The following is a 20,622-nucleotide window of genomic DNA, read 5'->3' on the forward strand; positions in this document are numbered from 1 at the left end:
CTTAGATGTCTAATTCAACAACTATTGGACAATGGTCTGAGTGTTTCGCTTCAGGTAAAATATAAGCTCTTGATATCTTCTCTTTTAAAGGTTCCGAAACCATAGCATAATCTAAACGCCAACCTTTGTTATTAGCTCTAGAATTAGCTCTATAACTCCACCAAGAATATTCTTGTCTATCTGGATTCTTAAAACGGAAACTATCAATAAATCCACTATTAATAAAATTACTTAACCAATCACGCTCTTCTGGTAAAAACCCAGAAACTCCTTTCATTTTGGGATTATGGATATCTATTGCTTCGTGACAAATATTATAATCTCCACAAATAACTAAATTTGGAATTGTTTTTCTTAATTCAGTTGCGTAGGCTAAAATTTCATCCATATAATTGAATTTAAAGTCTAATCTAGCTTGATTTGTTCCAGAAGGTAAATACATACTCATTACAGAAACTTCATCAAAATCTACACGAAGATTTCTACCTTCAAAATCCATAGTTCCAATTCCGGTTCCATATTCAATATGTTTTGGTTCTTCTTTACAAAAAACAGCTACAGATGAATATCCTTTTTTCTGTGCAGAAAACCAATAATGAAAGGGATATCCAGCGTTTTCAAACTCAGTAACATCCAATTGTTCTTTATGTGCTTTAGTTTCTTGAATACAAATTACATCTGGATTTGCAGCTTTTAACCAATCTATAAAACCTTTTTTTAAGGCTGCTCTAATTCCGTTTACGTTGTATGATATTATTTTCATTTTTCCTTCTTTACTTTTTCCCAAAGGGAAGAAAACTTATTCTCAATACTAATATTATTTTAACTAATTAAAGTCCTTTACTTTGGAAAGGATTTAGGATAGGATCATCTCTGGTATTTCACCATTTACAATTAAAGTTCCTTCTGTAGCATTTCTTATGTCTTCTACAGAAACACCTGGAGCTCTTTCTAATAAATGAAAAGTATTATTTTTTACTTCTAAAACTGCTAAATTAGTTACAACTTTTGTTACACAGCCAACACCTGTTAAAGGTAAAGAACATTGTTTCAGAATCTTTGATGCTCCACGTTTATTAGTATGCATCATGGCAACAATAATATTATCTGCCGATGCTACTAAATCCATCGCGCCTCCCATTCCTTTTACCATCTTACCTGGAATTTTCCAATTGGCAATATCACCATTTTCGGCAACTTCCATAGCACCTAAAATTGTTAGATGAACATGTTTCCCTCGAATCATAGAAAAACTAGTTGATGAATCAAAAAAACTTGCACCTGGCATGGTCGTTATGGTTTGTTTTCCTGCATTAATAATATCCGCATCTTCTTCTCCCTCAAAAGGAAAAGGTCCCATTCCTAAAACTCCATTTTCACTTTGAAATTCTACTTCAATATCATCTCTAACATAATTCGCAACCAACGTTGGAATTCCAATTCCTAGGTTAACATAATAACCATCTTGAACTTCTTTTGCGATTCTTTTAGCGATTCCTATTTTGTCTAACATAAAATGTATCAATTAAACAATTTATAAATGTATCAATTCTGTTTACGAGATTTAATACTTGTACTTAATATCTTATATATAATTAATCCTAATTCATTAACTTTAGTATTCAAACCTGAATGATTTGGATAATATTTTGATTTCTCACATAGAGTCAACCAATATTTTGTTTCTTCTAATTCTTTTGCTGCAATTTTTATTTTATGAATAAAATCTGCTTTACTTTCTGCATTTTGAGCTTCATGAACATTAGCACCAATACTTGTTCCTGATTTTAACAATTGACGAGAAATTACATATTTTTTCTCAACTTGTAAAAGCTCACAATATTCAATTATTGATAATGCAACTTCTATAGATTTTTCAACTACAGGGTTTTTCATTGTTACATTATTTTAATTTTTAAATTGATTAAATTATTCTCGTTTACGAACAGTTCTTTGTTCAATTCTTTTCTCATATTTTTCTCCTTGAAAAATACGTTGTACAAAAATTCCTGGAATATGAATATTATTAGGATCTAACGTTCCTACTGGAACTAATTCTTCTACCTCAGCAACGGTAATAGTTGCAGCTCCACACATATTCGGATTAAAATTGCGTGATGTACCTTTAAAAATTAAATTGCCTGCAGCATCCCCTTTCCATGCTTTTACAAATGCAAAATCTGCTTTAAAAGCGGGTTCTAAAACATGCATTTTTCCATCAAAATCTCTTGTTTCTTTTCCTTCAGCAACTTCTGTTCCGTATCCTGCAGGGGTATAAAAAGCTGGAAAACCTGCTTGCGCCGCTCTACATTTTTCTGCTAAAGTTCCTTGTGGCGTGAGCTCTACTTCTAATTCTCCTGATAACATTTGACGTTCAAACTCATCATTTTCACCAACATAAGAAGAAATCATTTTTTTGATTTGTTTGTTCTGTAATAACAACCCCAATCCAAAATCATCTACTCCAGCATTATTAGAAATACAAGTAACATCTCTAACATTTAACCGTACTAATTCAGCTATTGCATTTTCAGGAATTCCACATAATCCAAATCCGCCAAGCATAAAAGTCATTCCGTCTTTTACTCCAGAAACTGCTTCTTCTACATTATTTACTTCTTTGTTTATCATCTTTTCTATCTTTAAATACTAGAAATCCGTATCGTCATCTTTCTTTTTATCTTCTTCTTTTTCTTCATCATTTTTCTTCGCATATGACTTATCACAATTGATATTAATTGATAAGTTATCTGGTTTTTCAAAATCTTCTACACTAATATTTAGTGATGTATCTGCATAACATTTTCTCATGAAAATTGCCCAAGTTGGTAAAGACATTGTTGCTCCTTGACCTTTATAAATTTCTGCAAAATGGGCTGCCCGATCTTCTCCTCCAGTCCAAACACCTGTTACTAAATTAGGCACCATTCCCATAAACCAACCATCTGATTGATTTTGCGTTGTCCCTGTTTTACCTGCCATTTGATTGGTGAATTTATACGGATATCCAGTAATATAACTAGGTCTTTTATAAAAAGTTTTCAGTCGAGCTCCAGAACCAAATTGTGTAACCCCTTTTAATAAATCTACAATAACATAAGCAGATTCTTCACTAATAACTTCTTTTGTAGTAGGTGTAAACTCTTCTAAAACAGTTCCGTTTTTATCTTCAATTCTAGTAATCATCATAGGATTTACCCGTAATCCTTTGTTAGCAAATGTAGAATATGCACTTACCATTTCTTTTAGTGATAAATCTAATGCACCTAATGCTATGGAAGGGTTTGCTTGAATTTCTGAAGTTATCCCTGCAGATTCTGCTAATCTCGCTACATTTTCTGGTGTAACTTTATCAATTAAATTTGCTGTTATTACATTGATAGAACCAGCAACAGCTTGTTTAAGTGTTTTTTCTCCTCCATACTTTTCTCCATCATTTTTTGGACTCCAATCTTCTGGAATTCCGTATTTTCCTTTAGGAATTGTATATTTTACATTCGGAATTTTATCGCAAGGCGACATTTTTAACTGATTAATTGCTGTTGCATATACAAACGGCTTAAAGGTAGAACCTACTTGACGTTTCTGTTGTGAAACTGCATCATATTTAAAATGTTTATTGTTTATACCGCCAACCCATGCTTTTATATGACCCGATTGTGGCTCTATTGATAATAATCCTGAACGTAAAAAGAATTTATAGTACTTAATAGAATCATTCGGTGTCATTATCGTATCAATATCTCCTTTCCATGAAAAGACTTTCATCGCTGTTTTTGTACTAAAGGATTTACTGATTTCCTTTTCTGATTTACCAGCCTTTTTCATTCGCTTATATCGATCTGAATTCTTTTTCGCTCTTCTATGAATTCCGTCTATTTGCTCCTTATCAATATCATAAAACGGTGCTGTTTTATTTTTTTTATGCTCTTTAAAAAAGTAGTCTTGTAAATTAGACATATGCTCGGTAACTGCCTCTTCTGCATATTGCTGCATTCTAGAATCAATCGTAACATACACCTTTAGACCATCTTTATAAATATTATACGGTTTGCCATTTGGTTTGATATTATTTTTTGCCCATCTTTTTAATTTTTGCTTCAAGTTTTCTCTAAAATAAGTAGCTAAACCGTCTGAATGACTTTCTGGTGTAAAACTAATTTTTAAAGGTAATTTCTGAAGTGAATCTTTTTCTTGTTCTGATAAAAAACCATTTTTATGCATCTGTAAGAAAACTACATTTCTACGTTGTAAAGATTTCTTTTTAGAGCGTTCTCTATGTGGATTAAATTGCCTTGGATTTTTTAGCATCGCAACTAAAATTGCTGATTCTTGCAAGTCTAATTCTTTGGGTTCTTTTCCAAAATAAATTCGCGCAGCAGATCTAATTCCAGTTGCATTAAACAAGAAACCTTGCGTATTTAAATACATTGCAATAATTTCTTGCTTGGTATATTGACGCTCTAATTTTACCGAAACTGCCCATTCTTTCATTTTTTGACCAATTCGGACAAAAATATTTCTAGACGCTCTACCTGTAAATAAATTTTTAGCTAATTGTTGTGTAATTGTACTTGCTCCACCACCTGTTCCTAATTTTGCAACAGCTCTTGCTAATCCTTTAAAATCAATTCCAGAGTGGGTATAAAAACGTTCATCTTCTGTAGCTACTAATGCTGTAATTAAATTTTGCGGTAATTCTTTATATAAAATCGGTGTTCTATTCGCTTTTACATAATATTTTCCTAATGTTTTTCCATCTGCAGAAATTACCTCTGTTGCTAAATCACTTTTAGGATTTTCTAATTCTTCAAAGGTCGGTAATGCACCAAATGCACCCCAAGAAGCCAGTAAGAATAATAAAACAACAATACCAAAACCACCAAGCGTTATGCTCCAAAACCATTTGATATATTTCTTTTTATTATTTTCTTGTTCTTTTGCCATTTAATTTAATTTTTTTCAATTCTAAATCCAACATCTGAAATTCCCAGTAAATTCTCTAACGAATTAACAGCACCATTTTTTCGCATTGCTTGAGAAATTTCTACGCTATATTCTCCTGAATTTTGAAACACTTTTTGTTCTTTATAAAATAATTTATTTTCTTTTATCTCAGTAAAACCATTCCCTAAAAATTGACCGCTTGCATCTGCCATTTCATACTCTAACGTATCAATAATTTTAGTGTTATCTGGTAAATTTAACGTTGTAATTAAATACAAATTACTAAACTCATAATCATTATTATTTCTAAGATTGATAAATAAATTATGCTTAGAAATCGTATCAGAAATGGTAAATTGAAACTCTGCTGGTTTATTATTTTTCCAAACAGCATTTTCAAGTGAAATATACCGATCAAAAACTGCTTTAGAATCACAAGAAACAAAACCAACTACCAACAATAGTGTTATTCCTAAACTACTTGCTTTGTTGATTATTTCCATTTTTGTTTCTGTTATTACGCCTTTTATTTCTGTTATTTTTATTGGGGTTATTTTGAGTTGCCTTTGGTTGATTCGGTTTTTGCTTAGTATTTGTTCGTTCTCCTTGTTGTTGATTCCCTGCCTTAACTGGAACTTTCTTCTTTCTTTTATTCCTGTTTCGGTTTCTGTTCTTGTTCTTTCTAGATTTAGGAGCATCAAAACGGGTTAAACTATCTTGACCGACAACATTTTCGAAATCAACTTTTACAACTTCTTCAATATCAGACTCATATTCTTCTAACGAAGAAGCTTTTTCATTATTTTTATTGAGCTCAATAATTTCTTGAACTTGCTCTAAGGATAACTTATACCATTTAAAACTATCGTCTTTGTACGTGTACCAAAGCAGTTCTTTAAAAATATCCATTTTCACAAAAACTGCATCACCTTTTTCGGTTTTTAGGACTTTGTCTTGTTTCGGAAATCCTTTTAAAGCATCTAAATATGTATCTAATTCAAAATTTAAACAACATTTAAGTTTACCACATTGTCCTGCTAATTTTAACGGATTTAATGATAATTGTTGATAGCGTGCAGCAGTGGTTGTTACCTTTCTAAAATCTGTTAACCAAGTAGAACAACATAATTCTCTACCACAAGAACCAACACCGCCTAAACGTGCTGCTTCTTGACGCGCACCAACTTGTTTCATTTCTACTCTAATAGAAAACGCACCTGCTAAATCTCTAATTAATTGCCTAAAATCTACGCGACCTTCGGCAGTATAATAAAACGTTGCTTTATTTCCATCACCTTGATATTCAACATCAGAAAGCTTCATTTGTAGCCCCAATCTCCCTAGAATCTCTCTTCCTTTTCTTTGAGTTTCTACTTCTTTACCTCTTGCGGTTTGCCAAACATCTATATCTCTTTGAGATGCTTTTCTATAAATTTTCTTGATTTCTTCGCTATCAAAAGAAATGTTTTTCTTTTTCATTTGGACTTTCACCAATTCTCCAGCTAAAGAAATGGTTCCAATATCGTGTCCTGGCGAACCTTCTACCGCAACAACATCACCCATAGAAACGGATAACTTCTCTGTATTTTTAAAGAAATGTTTACGTCCGTTTTTAAAACGGATCTCGTAAATATTAAAAGGCGCTTGCCCTGTTGGCAACGTCATATTAGAAAGCCAATCAAAAACTGCTAGTTTTTCACTACCGCTTCCACACGTACCCGAACCACAATTACCATTACTTTTACAACCTTTTGGTACGCCATTTTCTGTTGTACCACAACTTCCACATGCCATGTAAGTATATATATTTTAGAAAAGCCTAAAGCTTTGCCTGTTCATAATTTGATTATCAGATTGATACAAAATAGCAATCGATTTATCTGTAATCAGTAAATATACGGAATCTAGCGGAAAGTTAAAACCTAATTTTTTAGTAATAAATTACTGTTTTTTGCTGTTCAATTTAGTTTGTTTCTAAACCAAAAATTCTCGAATTTAGCTAACTCAGAATATAAATCATTGAAACGATGCATATTCGTAAAGTTGCCATTCATTGACAGAACACACTAAAAACAGGAAAAAAAAGTGAATTATGGATAAAAAAAAGGAAAATAGAGGAAGTTTGATTTCAAGTATTGGAGGGTTATTTACAATAATTGGAATGACATTATTAGCAATGAAAAGTTCAGTAATACTTTATCTATCTTGCACAATAATAGGTGTGATTTTAGCTGCTTATGGAGTTTTCGTAATGTTAAAAGCTGGACAATTAAAAAAAGAAAAATAATCTTTATTAATTCTTTTATAAAATATGTTTGAAAAAGATTATTTAATGCGACTTATCCAAACTCTAATGGATGCTATCAATAGAATTGTGAACAACCTAGATAAAGATGATATTGAAGGCGCAAAGATACAATTAAGTGATTCTTTTAGATTATTAGGAAATCAAAAGGAATACTTTCACAACACTGAGTGTGAAGAATTAATTGAGTTTTTTAAATTAAAAGAAGGAAATTATCTAAAAAGAGTTGAATTTTTAGCTGAATTAATTTATTTAGACGCTACAATTGAAGAGGATAAAACCAGTAAATTTGAAAAATTTGAAAAATCAAAAAACCTTTTTCAGCATTATATTGAATATTCAAATGAATACTCTTTTGACATAAATAATAAATTAATCTTAATCAAAAGTAAACTTGAGAAATTAAAAGAATAAAACAGTGGAATTTACTCAAAAATAGAACTTTGAAAAAAACAACGAAATGGCAACAAAGTACTGTGGTAAAAAACAAGTAAAAACTCATTAAATATTCACTAAAGTACTTCTATAAGTATCATCATATATTAATCCTGATTTAGCAATGGCAAATGCTTGTTTTAATAGTTTATTACACACCGCTATTAATGCTAATTTTTTACTCTTTCCTTTGGCAACTATTCGTTCATAAATTTCTCTACAAGCCTTGTTGTATTTACAAGCATTAAAACTGCACATAAATAATAAATTTCGAAGCTTCTGGTTGCCTATTTTACTTATTCTGGCTCGTCCATTTATACTACTTCCACTTTGTCTAATTACAGGAGTTAATCCAGCATAACTACACAATTCACTTCCGCTTTTAAAACGATCAAATCCATCTGTTAAAACAACTAGCATTAGCGCTGTTTTATTTCCAATTCCAGGTATTGTTTTTAAGCGTGTTAAAACATCTTGATGTAGCTTTCTTACTAAAATTAATAATGCTGCTTCTACCTTTTCTATTTGTTTTGTTACCTGTCTCAAACTACTTTTTAATGAGCTCGTAACTACTTTACTTGGATTGCCCAAAACTTCTTCTCCATGTATTTTGTTTTTTAACATAGTACTCTGTTTTGTATACACAGAAAGAAGTCTTGTCATTTGTAAGCATTCTAACTGATGTTTTGAATTACCTTGCCATAACTTTAATTCAACTTGTTTTGCATACTCACAAATCAATCTTGAATCGCTTTTATCTGTCTTTATTTTTGATAACTTCATCTGGATAAAGCGTTTCACCGACAGAGGGTTTTCTACTGAAACTTTTATACTGTTTTCCTGTAAAAAATAAGCCAACCTGTAATGGTAATAACCTGTAGCTTCCATTACACAATGACTATTGTAATCTAGATGTTTTACAAATTTTTTAAATCCAGTTACATTGTTTTTAAACTGATAGTAATTACCAGAAGAATCTGTAACATCAAATACTAAATGACTAATGTCTATTCCAAAATATTTAATATCTTTATTCATAAGAAAATGTTTTAACGAAAGGACAACCTACGCAAGTTTCAACGACTTAAAATCGAGGTCTGAAGCCTCATAAAACTGTACGAAATCTGTGTAGAAAAGAGAGGGGATTTTCAATGTTGACGAGATCAATAGTCTCTCCGTATATAATAACCTTAATCCTCTCTTCTGTGCTTTCTAATTTATATTGCTTAATTTAACCTTTTTATTAAAATGCTAACTTAAGACGTATAAACTTTATTGCTAGTTTTAGCTCACTTGGGAAATTCCTTCGGAATTTTTCCGTTCGTGTTTTATTTAGTAAATTCATTGCCTGAAACACGCAACAAAGCTTATACAATAACGTTAGCTTGAATATCACAAATAACATGAAATTAAAGTGTACATTTTTTTTACTAATCTTTTTTAGCTTAGTTACAGCACAAGCTCAATTGAGTGAAATTCAATCTCAAAAAATTAACAGTTTATTTAATTCATGGACAGAACCTAATCAACCAGGAGGTACTCTTGGAATTATGCAAAATGGAAAAATTATTTACTCAAAAGCATTTGGCTTAGCTAGTTTAGAATATCAAGTGCCAAATACTACAGAAACTATCTTCAATATAGCATCAGTTTCTAAACAGATAACTGCTATGGGAATTGTATTACTTCACCAGAAAGGTTTACTGTCAATAGATGATGATATACGCAAACATTTGCCAGATATGCCAGATTTTGGACATACTATTACTATACGTCATATGCTACATCACACAAGTGGAATGCGTAGCTTACACTCTATGCTTAGTTTAGCTGGCTGGCGACGAGGAGACTATAGGACTAATGATGATCTGTATCGTTTTATGCTAAAACAGAAAGAATTAAACTTTATTCCTGGTGATGAATATTTGTATTGTAATACTGGATACATACTAATGACCAATATTATTGAAAATGTAACTAAAGAAAAGTTTCCACAATGGATGAAAGCTAATATTTTTGAGCCTTTAGGAATGACAAATACTTACGTAGAGGATAGATATGACAGAATTGTTCCAAATAATGCCACTTCTTATTATGATTCAAAAGATGGTTTTTTTAGAGCAGTAGAGTTTTGGGGATATGTAGGCTCTGGTAACGTACACTCAACTACAAGAGACCTATTAAACTGGTCGCAAAATTTTAGTAAACCATCTTCAAATTGGGGTTCTGCTTTTGAAATGCTGAAGACAACTGATAAACTTAATGATGGTAGTGAAAATAATTATGCCTTTGGTGTATTTATTGATGAATTTAATGGATACAAAACAATTCAACATGGAGGTAGCATTGGAGGTTTTAGATCTTCTCTAAGTAGTTATCCTGAAGAAAAGTTAGATATTGCAATATTGGCTAATTTTTCTTCATCCAAAATCGGAAAAATAGAGCGTGATATTGTGAGAATTTTATTAAAAGATAAACCAAAGACAATTGCAAAAATTACAAAGCCAAATATTCCAAATAATGAAACCATATATGCTTTAGAACAGATAATAGGGAGATACGAAGTCAAATTAGGAACTATAGCTAAAATAAGTATAGAAAATGACTCTTTACACGTATTACAAGAATGGAACAAATCTGAATACAATATTTACAATACTAATGGTAATGTTTATAAAATATCAGAAAAATCTAAAGTTGAGTTTGAATTTTCAGAATTAAAAAACAATAAAGCTCAAGTACTTACAGTATATAATAATGGGAATAAATCTGAAGCAAAAAGATATTTAGACAAAGATTTATCTGATATTAATTTAAACGACTATATAGGAAGATTTTACAGCCAAGAACTTGAAAGCACAATTGATATTCTTCCTAAAAAAGAGCAAATAATTGCTCATCATGCTAGACTTGGAAATTATCCATTACAACTTCTCGCAAAAGACACATTAAAAAACTCAAACTTTGGGACAATAAAAATTATACGTGATATTGAAAATATGATAATTGGAATTAGAATTTCCAATGGAAGAGCCAAAAATGTTTGGTTTGAAAAACAGAAGTAATATATACTCAAGCCAACAAAGTGTATAGCTAAAGGTAAGTGATTTTTTATAAAGCTAGTGTTTAACTCTAAATTTTGTACATTTAAACACGCAACAAACTATACACAAAACGTTAGCGAAACCAATAAAAAAGAGTCAAAATTGAAATATTTTTTAAATTCTATTTCTTAAACTTCAAAACTTCACTTCTACCTTTTTTAAAAATTTTATTACTATTTCCTTTACCTTTTCTTAACTCTTTTTGTTCTTCAAAAGATAATTGAATTATTTCTTGGCAATCAGTAGAACAGGTATTTTCTGTTTTTTCTGCACAATCATCACATTGAATAAACAGTAAATGGCAGGCTTCGTTTGCGCAATTTGTATGATTGTCACATGGTTTTCCACATTGATGACAATTAGCAACAACATCATCAGTAATTTTTTCTGCTCTTCGATGATCGAAGACAAAATTTTTACCAATAAATTTATTTTCTATACCCTCAGAATTTACTTGTCGTGTATATTCTATAATTCCGCCTTCTAACTGAAAAACATTCTTAAATCCTTTGTGTTTATAATAGGCTGAGGCTTTTTCACATCGAATTCCACCAGTACAATACATCAATAAATTTTTGTCATCTTTATACTCTTTTAAATCTTCTTCAATCAAATCTAAAGAATCTCTAAACGTATCAACATCTGGTGTTACGGCGCCATCAAAATGCCCGATTTCGCTTTCGTAATGATTTCGCATATCCACACAAACCGTATCTGGATTTGTTAGCATTTCGTTGAATTCCTTCGCATTTAAATGAACCCCTTTATTAGTTACATCAAAAGTTTCATCATTTAAACCATCGGCAACAATTTTGTTTCTAACCTTCACTTTTAATTTTAAAAACGATTTATTGTCTTGCTCAACAGCGATATTCAAACGAATATCTTTTAAAAAAGAAATCGCATCTAATTGATCTTTTAAAGCATATAAATTTTCTGACGGAACGGATAATTGCGCATTAATTCCCTCGTAAGAAACATAGATTCTTCCAAGAACGTCTAACTCGTTCCATTCTAAAAATAATTTATCTCTAAGTAATTGTGGATTTTCTATCTTATAATATTGATAGAAAGAAATTGTAAGTCGTTCTTTACCAGCTTTGTCTATTAATTCAGCGCGTTCTTTGGCGCTTAACTTGTTGTACAGTTGCATGCTATACTATTTAAGTTATACGTTATTTTATGATTTTTATAAAAATCGATACAAATGTACTGATTTTTTGATGTTTAGTGTTTAAAATCACACTTTTTGCATCAATTTGATATTTTTTAAACTTTAACAAAAAAAAGTACTAAAAGAGATACAAGCAATTCAATTTTTTTTAAACCTTTGCAACGTATTTTTTTGAGAAAAAAGATGTTAAGAAATGTTACTTTACAAGATGCGGAAGCAATAAAAGAAATCTACAATTATTATGTAGAAACTTCTGTTGCTAATTTAGAAGAGCATATTGTTGATTTAACTTATATTGAAAACCAAATTGAAACTATTACCAAAGATTTTCCTTGGTTGGTTTTTGAAGATGAAAATGAAATTGTTGGTTTTGCATATGCAAGTTCTTGGAAAAACAGAAGTGGTTATAACAAAACCGCACAAGTTACGGTGTATTTAAAAAATGATGTAACTAAAAAAGGGATTGGAAGTCAGTTATATAAACAATTAATTGATCGTTTAGAAAAAACTGATTTGCATGTTTTAATTGGCGGAATTTCTTTACCAAATGAAGCTAGTGTTAGATTACACGAAAAATTTGGTTTTGAAAAAGTAGCACATTTTAAACAAACAGGGTTTAAATTTAATAAATGGGTTGATGTTGGTTATTGGCAACTAATTATTAATCAGAATAAAAAGTAATAAAAATGAAAGTAGCTGTAGTGGGCGCAACTGGAATGGTTGGCACAGTAATGTTAAGAGTATTAGAAGAACGTAATTTTCCTATAACAGAGTTAATTCCTGTTGCATCGGCAAGATCTGCTGGGAAAAAATTAAACTATAAAGGAAACGATTATACCGTTGTTACCTTAGAAGATGCTGTTACCATGAATGCAGATGTAGCATTATTTTCTGCCGGAGGTGATACTTCTTTAGAATGGGCTCCAAAATTTGCAGATGCTGGTACAACAGTAATCGATAATTCTTCTGCTTGGAGAATGGATCCGACAAAAAAATTAGTAGTTCCAGAAATTAATGGTGATGTTTTAACTAGTGATGATAAAATTATTGCGAATCCAAACTGTTCTACGATTCAATTAGTAATGGCTTTATCTCCATTACACTTAAAATATAAAATGAAACGTGTGGTTATTTCTACCTATCAATCTGTTTCTGGAACAGGTGTTAAAGCGGTTCAGCAATTAGATAATGAAGAAGCAGGAATTGAAGGCGAAATGGCATATCCACATCCTATAGGTAGAAATGCATTACCTCATTGTGATGTTTTTATGGAAAACGGTTACACCAAAGAGGAAATGAAATTGGTGAAAGAACCTAAGAAAATTTTACGCGATCAATCTTTTTCTGTAACAGCAACTGCAGTACGAATTCCTACTGCTGGTGGGCATTCTGAAGCTGTAAATGTTCAGTTTGAAAATGATTTTGATGTAGCAGAAGTTCGTCAATTATTAAGTGATACACCTGGAGTTGTTGTGCAAGATGATTTGGCAAATAATGTATATCCGATGCCAATTACTGCAAACGATAAAGATGAGGTTTTTGTTGGTAGAATTAGAAGAGACGAATCTCAAGAAAATACCTTAAATTTGTGGGTTGTTTCTGATAACCTTAGAAAAGGTGCAGCAACAAATACCGTTCAAATAGCCGAATATTTAGTAGCAAATAATTTGGTGTAAAACATTTTTAATGGCAGCATTTTACAAAGTAAACATACAAGAAGTTATACAAGAAACCGCAAATGCGGTTTCTGTTTTATTTGATATCCCTGAAAACTTAAAATCTAATTTTTCTTTTACAGCAGGGCAATATATCACGCTTAAAAAAGAAATTAATGGCGAAGAAATTAGAAGAGCCTATTCTATTTGTTCTTCACCAAAAAGTGGTGATATTAAAGTTGCTATAAAAGCAGTTGAAAACGGAACATTTTCTGTCTTTGCTACTTCTGAGTTAAAAAAAGGTGATGAAATTGAAATTTCTGAACCTGAAGGGTTGTTTACACTTCAACCAGAAGCTCATAAAAATTATATTGGATTTGCTGCTGGTAGTGGAATTACACCCGTTTTATCGATGATAAAAACAGTTTTAGAAACTGAAAGCTCAGCAAATTTCACTTTAGTATATGGTAATAAAACTGATGATAGTGTCATTTTTAAAACTGAACTAGAAAAATTAGTTATCGATTATCCAAATAACTTTAAACTCCACACCATCTTTAGTAGAGAAAATGTAAAAAATGCTCTACGAGGTAGAATTGATGGAAATGTTTGTAATTACTTTGTAAAAAATATGTACAAAGAAACTTCTTTTGATGCTGCTTTTTTATGTGGTCCAGAAGAAATGATTCAAGAAGTTACATCGGCTTTAAAATTAAACAATTTTTCTAAAGAAAATATTCATTTCGAGCTTTTTACCGCTTCAGTTGATGAAGAAAAAGCGAGTCAAGTTAAAGAAGGTTCTACAGAAGTTACGGTGCTTTTAGATGATGAAGAAACTACGTTTACCATGGCGCAAACTGATGATATTTTAGCAGCTTCTTTGCGTAATGATATCGATGCTCCTTATTCTTGTCAAGGTGGTGTTTGTAGCTCATGTTTATGTAAAGTAACTGAAGGAAATGCGGTAATGGTGAAAAACTCTATCTTAACCGATGGTGAAGTTGCTGACGGATTTATTCTTGCCTGTCAAGCACATCCAACAACTCCAAAAATTTCTATTGATTTTGATGACGTATAAAATCCGTATATTTCACTAATGGATTTTTACGATTTAAAAAATGCTTTTTTTATTGGATTTTTCATGTCTTTCATGATTGGTCCAGTTTTTTTTATGCTTTTAAAAACGAGTATTTTAAAAGGAATTAGAGCCGCTATTGCTTTTGATATTGGTGTTATTTTAGGTGACATTACCTTTATACTCATCGCATATTTTGGCAGTAGAAGTTTACTAGAAAAAATTAAAGACGATCCACGACTATTTTTTATTGGAGGTTTGGTGTTAATCATTTACGGATTGATTACCTATCTAGATAAAAACAATAAAAAAGAAATGGAAGAACCTCAAGTTGAAATTCCAGAAAGCAATAATTACTTTCAATTGATGATAAAAGGGTTCTTTTTAAACTTTATTAATGTTGGTGTTTTAGCTTTTTGGTTGGGAACCGTTTTAGTTATTGGTCCATCACTTGATATGAATTCTACGCATATTTTTTGGTATTTTGCAGTAGTAATTCTTGGATATGCAATTTCCGATATTGGTAAAATACTGCTTGCAAAGCAATTAAAAAACAAACTAACTCCATTAGTCATTTATAAAATTAAACGCGGAATGGGCATTTTATTAATTGTTTTTGGAGCCGTTTTAATGTTAAAAGGCTTTATCCCTAAAGATAAAATTGACACCTTAATGGAAAAGGTAGAAATAAAAAAAAGTTAGTATATAATTTGCTTTATTATCATTGGGAAAGAAATACAAATTACAATTATTGAAAATCCTAAAATCCAATTTACTTTTGATATTTTAATAAATTTTTGAAGAAGCGTATTTACAAGTAATAATAATAAAATTATTATTGATATAGAAGAGATAACACCAAATGCAACTTCAATTAATGGGATAAATTCACTTTCATTTCTGCCAATTAACAAGTTGAAATTCTCCGAGGATCCCAATCCATTAAAAAAGCCAAATAGCACTGCAAATGCAAATGCCATATATTCTTTACTCTTTAAATGTTCTTTAAAACTAAACCCGTTTATAATGGCTAAAGAAAAAATAAGTAATGGAATAACAAACTTAATAATATCAAGTTTAACATTTATACCGCTAAAGACAATTAATGCCATTGCGATTAAATAACTTCCAGTTATTAATACAACTAGTAAACATACTTTTCTCCATTTTTTGAAACTAAAAACAATTGACAAAAGAACTAAGAATAGTATGTAATTATAAATAGAAAATTTTAGTACATGTTTTGCTCCTATTTTTAAAAAAGAAACAAATGAATTAAAACTTAATACTATTTTTTTTTTGATAAACCGATTGCATTATTTCCTAAATTAATATCCGCCAGTAAACCACTTGAATCAATTTCAACAGATTTTACTTCTTTTGACGTTGTAAATGTATACGTAGGATGCGCCCACGTCCAATCTTCTAAAATAGTAGCTGATGTTGGTTTTTTTCCTCGCATCATGCGTAAAGGAATATTAAAACTTTCTTTGCTATCATCAATATAAGTTACCTCAACATCCATTGGCATAGGCATTTTACCTATTCTTTCTAATGTGATAGATTTTCCATCAATAGATTTTACTCCATAATCAATGGTATGTATTGTTTGTGTCCATTCGTTTAAATACCAATCTAAATGAATACCTGAAACTTTTTCCATTGAACGCTTAATATCATTTGGTGTTGGATGTTTAAAAGAAAAGTCGTTAAAATACTTTTTAAGTCCTTTAGCAACATTTTCTGCACCAATTACATATTCTAACTGGGATAAGAAAATATTCCCTTTAGAATAACTTGCAACACCATAACCTGTATTTGTAGTATATCGATCTGCATGGGTAGAAAGTGATTCTTCTATCTTATTTTTCACCACATAATTATATCCTCTATAAGATCCCGTATGAGGATTTTTTTGTCCTTGATTTAAAATTTCATTTTCTGCTTTATTAGAAATATAGGTTGTAAAACCTTCATCCATCCAAGGATGTAAACTTTCGTTGGTTGCTAATAAAAACTGAAACCATGTATGCGCCATTTCGTGCGCAGTAACACCAAATAAACTACCAAACTTTCTTTTACCTGTTATTAATGTAGACATTGCATATTCCATTCCGCCATCACCCCCTTGAATCACTGAATATTGTTTATATGGATATTGACCAACATGTTTAGAGAAATAGGTCATTAACTCAGCAGTTTTAGGCTGTAATTTTTTCCAATTTTCTAAGTATTTTGACTCTAAATTCTTCTTATATAAAAAGTGTAAATCAATTCCATTACTCATTTTTAAAATATCATGAATATATTCTGGATCAGCTGCCCAGGTAAAATCGTGCACATTTGGTGCTTTAAAATGCCATGATAATTTATTTGTTTTAGATACCTCAACTGGCTTGCTTTTATCTTGATATCCATGACCAATATCTTGCGGATTTTGTAAATATCCAGACCCTCCAATGGTATATTTTTTATCGATATGAATGGTGACATCAAAATCTCCCCAAACACCATGAAACTCACGTGCAATATATGGCGGTGTGTGCCACCCTTGAAAATCATATTCTGCCATTTTTGGATACCATTGCGACATTGATAAAGCAACTCCTTCTGCACTATTTCTACCAGATCTTCTAATTTGATTTGGCACTTGAGCGTCAAAAATCATATCAAACGTTACACTTTCTCCAGGTTTTATCCCTTTATTTAAAGTTACTTCTAAAATAGTTCCAATAGTTTCATGCTTAACAGACGATCCATTTTGTTTTAACGAATTCACTTTAATATACCCTATTTCACTAGGTGATAATTTAGAAATCTTATCGCCAATTTTTTTACTTGGATCTTTAATATTTCTATTGCGGATATCCATTTGAGAATTCGGCTGAAAGGCATTAAAATATAAGTGATAAAAAACCTTATCTAATTCATCTGGTGAATTATTTGTGTACACTAATTTCTGAGTTCCTTTATATTGATATGTATTTACATTCATATCAATATCCATCGTATAATCTACATGTTGCTGCCAATAATTATTGGTACTTAAAGCTACATTAGTTTTTTCTGAATAGGTTGCAGTTTTTGTGTTTGCACATGCAATTAACACAGCCGTAGCAATTGCCAAAACAACTAGTTTTTTCATCTTATATTTTGTTAACTATATTCTCAAAAAAAGAGCATTAATCTAATAATGCTCTTTTAACTATTCTTTTATATTCTTATCTACCATTAACCATTCTGTCAGCCATACGTAATGCATTATAAGCATTTACTACTCTACCTGAAACCGACAACTCTGAAAAAGGAACTAATTCTCCTTTAGGATTTGCTTGGCTTCTAGAACCTGGTTTTACAACTTCTAAGTCAACTTTAGTACCTGAATTCATTAAAATATGTTTTACCTGACTTGCAGATAACTTAGGATAATACGATCTAATTAATGCTGCCACACCTGCAGTAGATGGAGCTGCCATAGAAGTACCACTAAATTTCTTGTAATCTCCTTCTGGAGTAGTAGAATGTATTTGAACACCTGGCGCAAAAACATCTACATTAATTTTACCATAGTTAGAAAAACCTGCAGGCATATTCTCATTATAATTAGCACTCATGGCACCAATACAAATAAAATTATCTGAAATTTCAGTTTTTAAATCTTCTGAATCATTTGGAAACGTTTTTTCTACATCAATATTTGCACCGTCATTACCTGCTGCATTTACAATCAATACATCATTTTTTTCAGCGTATTTTATTGCGTCAAAAACCCATTCTTTATTTGGAGAAAATCCTTTACCAAAACTTGTATTAATTACTTTTGCTCCATTATCTACAGCATAACGAATTCCTAAAGCTACATCTTTATCGTATTCATCTCCATCAGAAACAGATCGTACTGCCATAATTTTTACATTATTAGCAACACCGTTCATTCCTTTTCCATTATTTCTTGTTGCTCCTATAATTCCAGAAACATGAGAACCATGTGCTTCATCTTTTGTAGAATGTCCAGAATTTCCATCGCCATTTCCAGGTTTATCATTTATATCATACGCATTATCTCCAACAGGAATTCTATAATCTGTTTTTAAGTTTTCACCACTTAACGTTGCATCGGCTTTTTTAACTAATCCTTCTAAAACTTTTTTAATTCCAGGGATTGTATATCCGTTTCTTTTAGCAAAGTCTGCTGTACCCTTAGCTGCTTTTAACTTTTCATCATCGGACTTAATTGCCTCTATTTCTTTATCTGTATAATCTTCTTTACCGAGATGACCTGATAAAATTTTATGTGCAGAAGTCACGTTATCTAGCATTCCTCCGTAGCGTTTTTTATTACCTTCCGCTTCTTTCACCTTTTTATCTTGAAACTTTTTAACCTCAGCTACAGTTTCTGCGTCAGCAATAGAAGGGTTCATTAAAATACGTTCGTATTCTAAATGTTCTTTATATGAATTTCCTAAAAAATTCCACCCATTAATATCATCTACATACCCATTATTATCATCGTCTTTATTATTTCCTGCAATCTCTTTTTTGTTAACCCAAGCAACATCTTTTAAATCTTCATGTTTTAAGTCTGTACCAGAATCAACAACACCAACAACAACCTCAATACCTGTTTTTCCTTTTAAAAATTCGTAAGCTTTGTTAATGCTCATTCCAGGAATAGAATCTTTTTCTAAATCTAAATGTTGCCAATTATCTTTTTCTGCATCTGTTAATGCTCCTTTTTTAGCTGTTGCATTTACAACTATATTTGATCCGTTTGGAACGGCTATTTTATTTATTGAACTACAACTTGACAAAACTGTTGCCGCAACAACGCTGTACATTAATGGTTTTAATACTCTCATAATCTCACTTATCTTAATTAAATATATCTTTAAATTTATAACTTTCTTTTAATCGTACTCCTTTTTCGGTTTGTTTTACGGTACATAATTCATTGTGTGCATCATGCTCTAAAAACAAGTAATAATCATTTTTAGCAGCTTCGTTTAAAAAAGCTGATTTTTCTTTAATCGTTAACAATGGTCTTGTATCATACCCCATTACATAAGGTAACGGAATATGGCCAACAGTTGGTAATAAATCTGCCATGAAAACAATTGTTTTCCCTTGATATTGAATCTTAGGCAACATTTGCTTTTCTGTATGACCATCCATAAACAACACATTAAAACCAACTTGGTCTTTTGCGTTTCTGTGGACAAAATTTAATTGCCCACTTTCTTTTATTGGATTGATGTTCTCTTTTAAAAATGATGCTTTCTCTCTTGGATTTGGTTCTGTTGCCCATTTCCAATGATTTTCATTAGACCAAAACTTTGCGTTTTTAAATGCTGGTTGATAACCCGTTTTAGCAGCATTCCATTCAATTGAACCACCGCAATGATCAAAATGTAAATGTGTTAAAAAAACATCGGTAATATCATCTCTATGAAAACCATGTTTTGCTAACGAAGCGTCTAAAGAAAAATCGCCAAACAAAAAATAGTACCCAAAAAACTTTTCAGATTGCTTATTTCCCATCCCTGTATCTACTAATATCAGTCTTTCACCATCTTCTATAAGCATGCAACGCATACTCATTTCTATCATATTATTACTATCAGAAGGGTTAGTTTTTTGCCACAAAGATTTTGGAACAACGCCAAACATTGCACCACCATCTAACTTAAAGTTTCCTGTTTCTATTGGATAAATTTTCATCAAATATTTAAAAAAGAAAGCCTTTACCTAGGCAAAGTTTACAAATATGCAGAAAATTAACGAATTTTTTGTTAAATAAAACAAAAAACGCATCAATAAGTTGATGCGTTTTTTTGAGGTGTCGAGCGGATTCGAACCGCTGTAGATGGTGTTGCAGACCACTGCCTAGCCACTCGGCCACGACACCCTTTTGGGACGACAAATTTAAG

General features: G+C 31.1%; 20 protein-coding genes and 1 tRNA gene. 7 read left to right on the forward strand and 14 right to left on the reverse strand.

Annotation, left to right across the window (positions count from 1 at the left end):
• Position 1 precedes the first annotated feature (1 nt).
• From OD91_RS07385 to OD91_RS07415, 7 genes are all read right to left on the reverse strand, one after another.
• Entirely contained in the window at positions 2–763 is a 762-nt protein-coding gene (locus OD91_RS07385) for an exodeoxyribonuclease III (RefSeq protein ID WP_144895748.1), read from the reverse strand.
• A 93-nt stretch (positions 764–856) separates the two neighbouring features.
• Positions 857–1,513: a 3-oxoacid CoA-transferase subunit B gene (locus tag OD91_RS07390; RefSeq protein WP_144895749.1), complete on the reverse strand. Its 657-nt coding sequence runs from the start codon at positions 1,511–1,513 to the stop codon at positions 857–859.
• Between the two features lie 32 nt (positions 1,514–1,545).
• Positions 1,546–1,896, reverse strand: coding sequence for a four helix bundle protein (locus OD91_RS07395; RefSeq protein WP_144895750.1), 351 nt, complete (start codon positions 1,894–1,896; stop codon positions 1,546–1,548).
• Positions 1,897–1,929: 33 nt separating this feature from the next.
• A complete protein-coding gene (locus OD91_RS07400) occupies positions 1,930–2,631 on the reverse strand; it encodes a CoA transferase subunit A (RefSeq protein ID WP_144895751.1) in 702 nt (233 codons plus the stop codon).
• 18 nt (positions 2,632–2,649) lie between these two features.
• Entirely contained in the window at positions 2,650–4,947 is a 2,298-nt protein-coding gene (locus tag OD91_RS07405; RefSeq protein ID WP_144895752.1) for a transglycosylase domain-containing protein, read from the reverse strand.
• A 5-nt stretch (positions 4,948–4,952) separates the two neighbouring features.
• A complete protein-coding gene (locus OD91_RS07410; RefSeq protein WP_144895753.1) occupies positions 4,953–5,450 on the reverse strand; it encodes a gliding motility lipoprotein GldH in 498 nt (165 codons plus the stop codon).
• The gene (locus OD91_RS07415) at positions 5,425–6,741 is read right to left on the reverse strand and encodes a regulatory iron-sulfur-containing complex subunit RicT (protein ID WP_144895754.1); all 1,317 of its coding nucleotides are present in this window, start codon (positions 6,739–6,741) and stop codon (positions 5,425–5,427) included. The genes OD91_RS07410 and OD91_RS07415 overlap by 26 nt, the downstream gene beginning before the upstream one ends.
• A 298-nt stretch (positions 6,742–7,039) precedes the next feature.
• On the opposite strand from OD91_RS07415, the gene OD91_RS07420 reads away from it, so the two are divergent.
• Together OD91_RS07420 and OD91_RS07425 are read left to right on the forward strand one after the other, a co-directional pair.
• Complete coding sequence (locus OD91_RS07420) at positions 7,040–7,234, forward strand: hypothetical protein (protein WP_144895755.1); 195 nt, start codon at positions 7,040–7,042, stop codon at positions 7,232–7,234.
• A gap of 45 nt (positions 7,235–7,279) precedes the next feature.
• Entirely contained in the window at positions 7,280–7,666 is a 387-nt protein-coding gene (locus tag OD91_RS07425) for a hypothetical protein (RefSeq protein WP_144895756.1), read from the forward strand.
• An 87-nt stretch (positions 7,667–7,753) separates the two neighbouring features.
• Here the strand turns inward: OD91_RS07425 and OD91_RS07430 are convergent, their stop codons facing one another.
• Positions 7,754–8,725, reverse strand: a complete 972-nt coding sequence (locus OD91_RS07430; protein ID WP_144894406.1) for an IS110 family transposase — start codon at positions 8,723–8,725, stop codon at positions 7,754–7,756.
• A 365-nt stretch (positions 8,726–9,090) separates the two neighbouring features.
• Between OD91_RS07430 and OD91_RS07435 the strand changes: the two genes are divergently transcribed.
• Entirely contained in the window at positions 9,091–10,752 is a 1,662-nt protein-coding gene (locus tag OD91_RS07435; RefSeq protein WP_144895757.1) for a serine hydrolase, read from the forward strand.
• A gap of 160 nt (positions 10,753–10,912) precedes the next feature.
• Here the strand turns inward: OD91_RS07435 and OD91_RS07440 are convergent, their stop codons facing one another.
• A complete protein-coding gene (locus tag OD91_RS07440; protein WP_144895758.1) occupies positions 10,913–11,944 on the reverse strand; it encodes a rhodanese-related sulfurtransferase in 1,032 nt (343 codons plus the stop codon).
• Positions 11,945–12,148: 204 nt separating this feature from the next.
• Between OD91_RS07440 and OD91_RS07445 the strand changes: the two genes are divergently transcribed.
• From OD91_RS07445 to OD91_RS07460, 4 genes are read left to right on the forward strand one after another with little or no spacing between them, the layout of a single operon-like run.
• Positions 12,149–12,646: a GNAT family N-acetyltransferase gene (locus OD91_RS07445; protein WP_144895759.1), complete on the forward strand. Its 498-nt coding sequence runs from the start codon at positions 12,149–12,151 to the stop codon at positions 12,644–12,646.
• A gap of 5 nt (positions 12,647–12,651) precedes the next feature.
• Positions 12,652–13,641, forward strand: coding sequence for an aspartate-semialdehyde dehydrogenase (locus tag OD91_RS07450; protein WP_144895760.1), 990 nt, complete (start codon positions 12,652–12,654; stop codon positions 13,639–13,641).
• 10 nt (positions 13,642–13,651) lie between these two features.
• The gene (locus OD91_RS07455; protein WP_144895761.1) at positions 13,652–14,698 is read left to right on the forward strand and encodes a ferredoxin--NADP reductase; all 1,047 of its coding nucleotides are present in this window, start codon (positions 13,652–13,654) and stop codon (positions 14,696–14,698) included.
• 18 nt (positions 14,699–14,716) lie between these two features.
• The gene (locus OD91_RS07460) at positions 14,717–15,397 is read left to right on the forward strand and encodes a LysE family translocator (protein WP_144895762.1); all 681 of its coding nucleotides are present in this window, start codon (positions 14,717–14,719) and stop codon (positions 15,395–15,397) included.
• On the opposite strand, the gene OD91_RS07465 is transcribed toward OD91_RS07460, so the two are convergent.
• The 5 genes from OD91_RS07465 to OD91_RS07485 all read right to left on the reverse strand — a co-directional run bounded on the left by OD91_RS07465 (position 15,394) and on the right by OD91_RS07485 (position 20,600).
• Positions 15,394–15,999 carry a HupE/UreJ family protein gene (locus tag OD91_RS07465; RefSeq protein WP_144895763.1) on the reverse strand — a complete coding sequence of 202 codons (606 nt, stop codon included), beginning with the start codon at positions 15,997–15,999 and terminating at the stop codon, positions 15,394–15,396. The two genes, OD91_RS07460 and OD91_RS07465, sit on opposite strands and share 4 nt — an antisense overlap.
• Positions 15,984–17,840: a M1 family metallopeptidase gene (locus OD91_RS07470; protein ID WP_144895764.1), complete on the reverse strand. Its 1,857-nt coding sequence runs from the start codon at positions 17,838–17,840 to the stop codon at positions 15,984–15,986. The genes OD91_RS07465 and OD91_RS07470 overlap by 16 nt, the downstream gene beginning before the upstream one ends.
• Before the next feature lie 76 nt (positions 17,841–17,916).
• Positions 17,917–19,554 (reverse strand): S8 family peptidase, encoded by a 1,638-nt coding sequence (locus OD91_RS07475; protein WP_144895765.1) that lies wholly within the window; start codon positions 19,552–19,554, stop codon positions 17,917–17,919.
• Positions 19,555–19,567: 13 nt separating this feature from the next.
• Positions 19,568–20,413: an MBL fold metallo-hydrolase gene (locus OD91_RS07480; protein ID WP_144895766.1), complete on the reverse strand. Its 846-nt coding sequence runs from the start codon at positions 20,411–20,413 to the stop codon at positions 19,568–19,570.
• Between the two features lie 116 nt (positions 20,414–20,529).
• Positions 20,530–20,600, reverse strand: a tRNA-Cys gene (locus tag OD91_RS07485).
• Between the last annotated feature and the right edge of the window lie 22 nt (positions 20,601–20,622).

The organism is Lutibacter sp. Hel_I_33_5, from assembly GCF_007827455.1.
Classification (GTDB): domain Bacteria; phylum Bacteroidota; class Bacteroidia; order Flavobacteriales; family Flavobacteriaceae; genus Polaribacter.

Bases quoted from the DNA above. Each gene is read 5' to 3' on its own strand.
- OD91_RS07445 (WP_144895759.1), top strand. From the start codon at position 12,149: ATGTTAAGAAATGTTACTTTACAAGATGCGGAAGCAATAAAAGAAATC.
- OD91_RS07390 (WP_144895749.1), bottom strand. From the start codon at position 1,513: ATGTTAGACAAAATAGGAATCGCTAAAAGAATCGCAAAAGAAGTTCAA.
- OD91_RS07385 (WP_144895748.1), bottom strand. From the start codon at position 763: ATGAAAATAATATCATACAACGTAAACGGAATTAGAGCAGCCTTAAAA.
- OD91_RS07415 (WP_144895754.1), bottom strand. From the start codon at position 6,741: ATGGCATGTGGAAGTTGTGGTACAACAGAAAATGGCGTACCAAAAGGT.
- OD91_RS07440 (WP_144895758.1), bottom strand. From the start codon at position 11,944: ATGCAACTGTACAACAAGTTAAGCGCCAAAGAACGCGCTGAATTAATA.
- OD91_RS07470 (WP_144895764.1), bottom strand. From the start codon at position 17,840: ATGAAAAAACTAGTTGTTTTGGCAATTGCTACGGCTGTGTTAATTGCA.
- OD91_RS07400 (WP_144895751.1), bottom strand. From the start codon at position 2,631: ATGATAAACAAAGAAGTAAATAATGTAGAAGAAGCAGTTTCTGGAGTA.
- OD91_RS07480 (WP_144895766.1), bottom strand. From the start codon at position 20,413: ATGAAAATTTATCCAATAGAAACAGGAAACTTTAAGTTAGATGGTGGT.
- OD91_RS07410 (WP_144895753.1), bottom strand. From the start codon at position 5,450: ATGGAAATAATCAACAAAGCAAGTAGTTTAGGAATAACACTATTGTTG.
- OD91_RS07405 (WP_144895752.1), bottom strand. From the start codon at position 4,947: ATGGCAAAAGAACAAGAAAATAATAAAAAGAAATATATCAAATGGTTT.
- OD91_RS07435 (WP_144895757.1), top strand. From the start codon at position 9,091: ATGAAATTAAAGTGTACATTTTTTTTACTAATCTTTTTTAGCTTAGTT.
- OD91_RS07460 (WP_144895762.1), top strand. From the start codon at position 14,717: ATGGATTTTTACGATTTAAAAAATGCTTTTTTTATTGGATTTTTCATG.
- OD91_RS07425 (WP_144895756.1), top strand. From the start codon at position 7,280: ATGCGACTTATCCAAACTCTAATGGATGCTATCAATAGAATTGTGAAC.
- OD91_RS07430 (WP_144894406.1), bottom strand. From the start codon at position 8,725: ATGAATAAAGATATTAAATATTTTGGAATAGACATTAGTCATTTAGTA.
- OD91_RS07420 (WP_144895755.1), top strand. From the start codon at position 7,040: ATGGATAAAAAAAAGGAAAATAGAGGAAGTTTGATTTCAAGTATTGGA.
- OD91_RS07395 (WP_144895750.1), bottom strand. From the start codon at position 1,896: ATGAAAAACCCTGTAGTTGAAAAATCTATAGAAGTTGCATTATCAATA.
- OD91_RS07475 (WP_144895765.1), bottom strand. From the start codon at position 19,554: ATGAGAGTATTAAAACCATTAATGTACAGCGTTGTTGCGGCAACAGTT.
- OD91_RS07450 (WP_144895760.1), top strand. From the start codon at position 12,652: ATGAAAGTAGCTGTAGTGGGCGCAACTGGAATGGTTGGCACAGTAATG.
- OD91_RS07455 (WP_144895761.1), top strand. From the start codon at position 13,652: ATGGCAGCATTTTACAAAGTAAACATACAAGAAGTTATACAAGAAACC.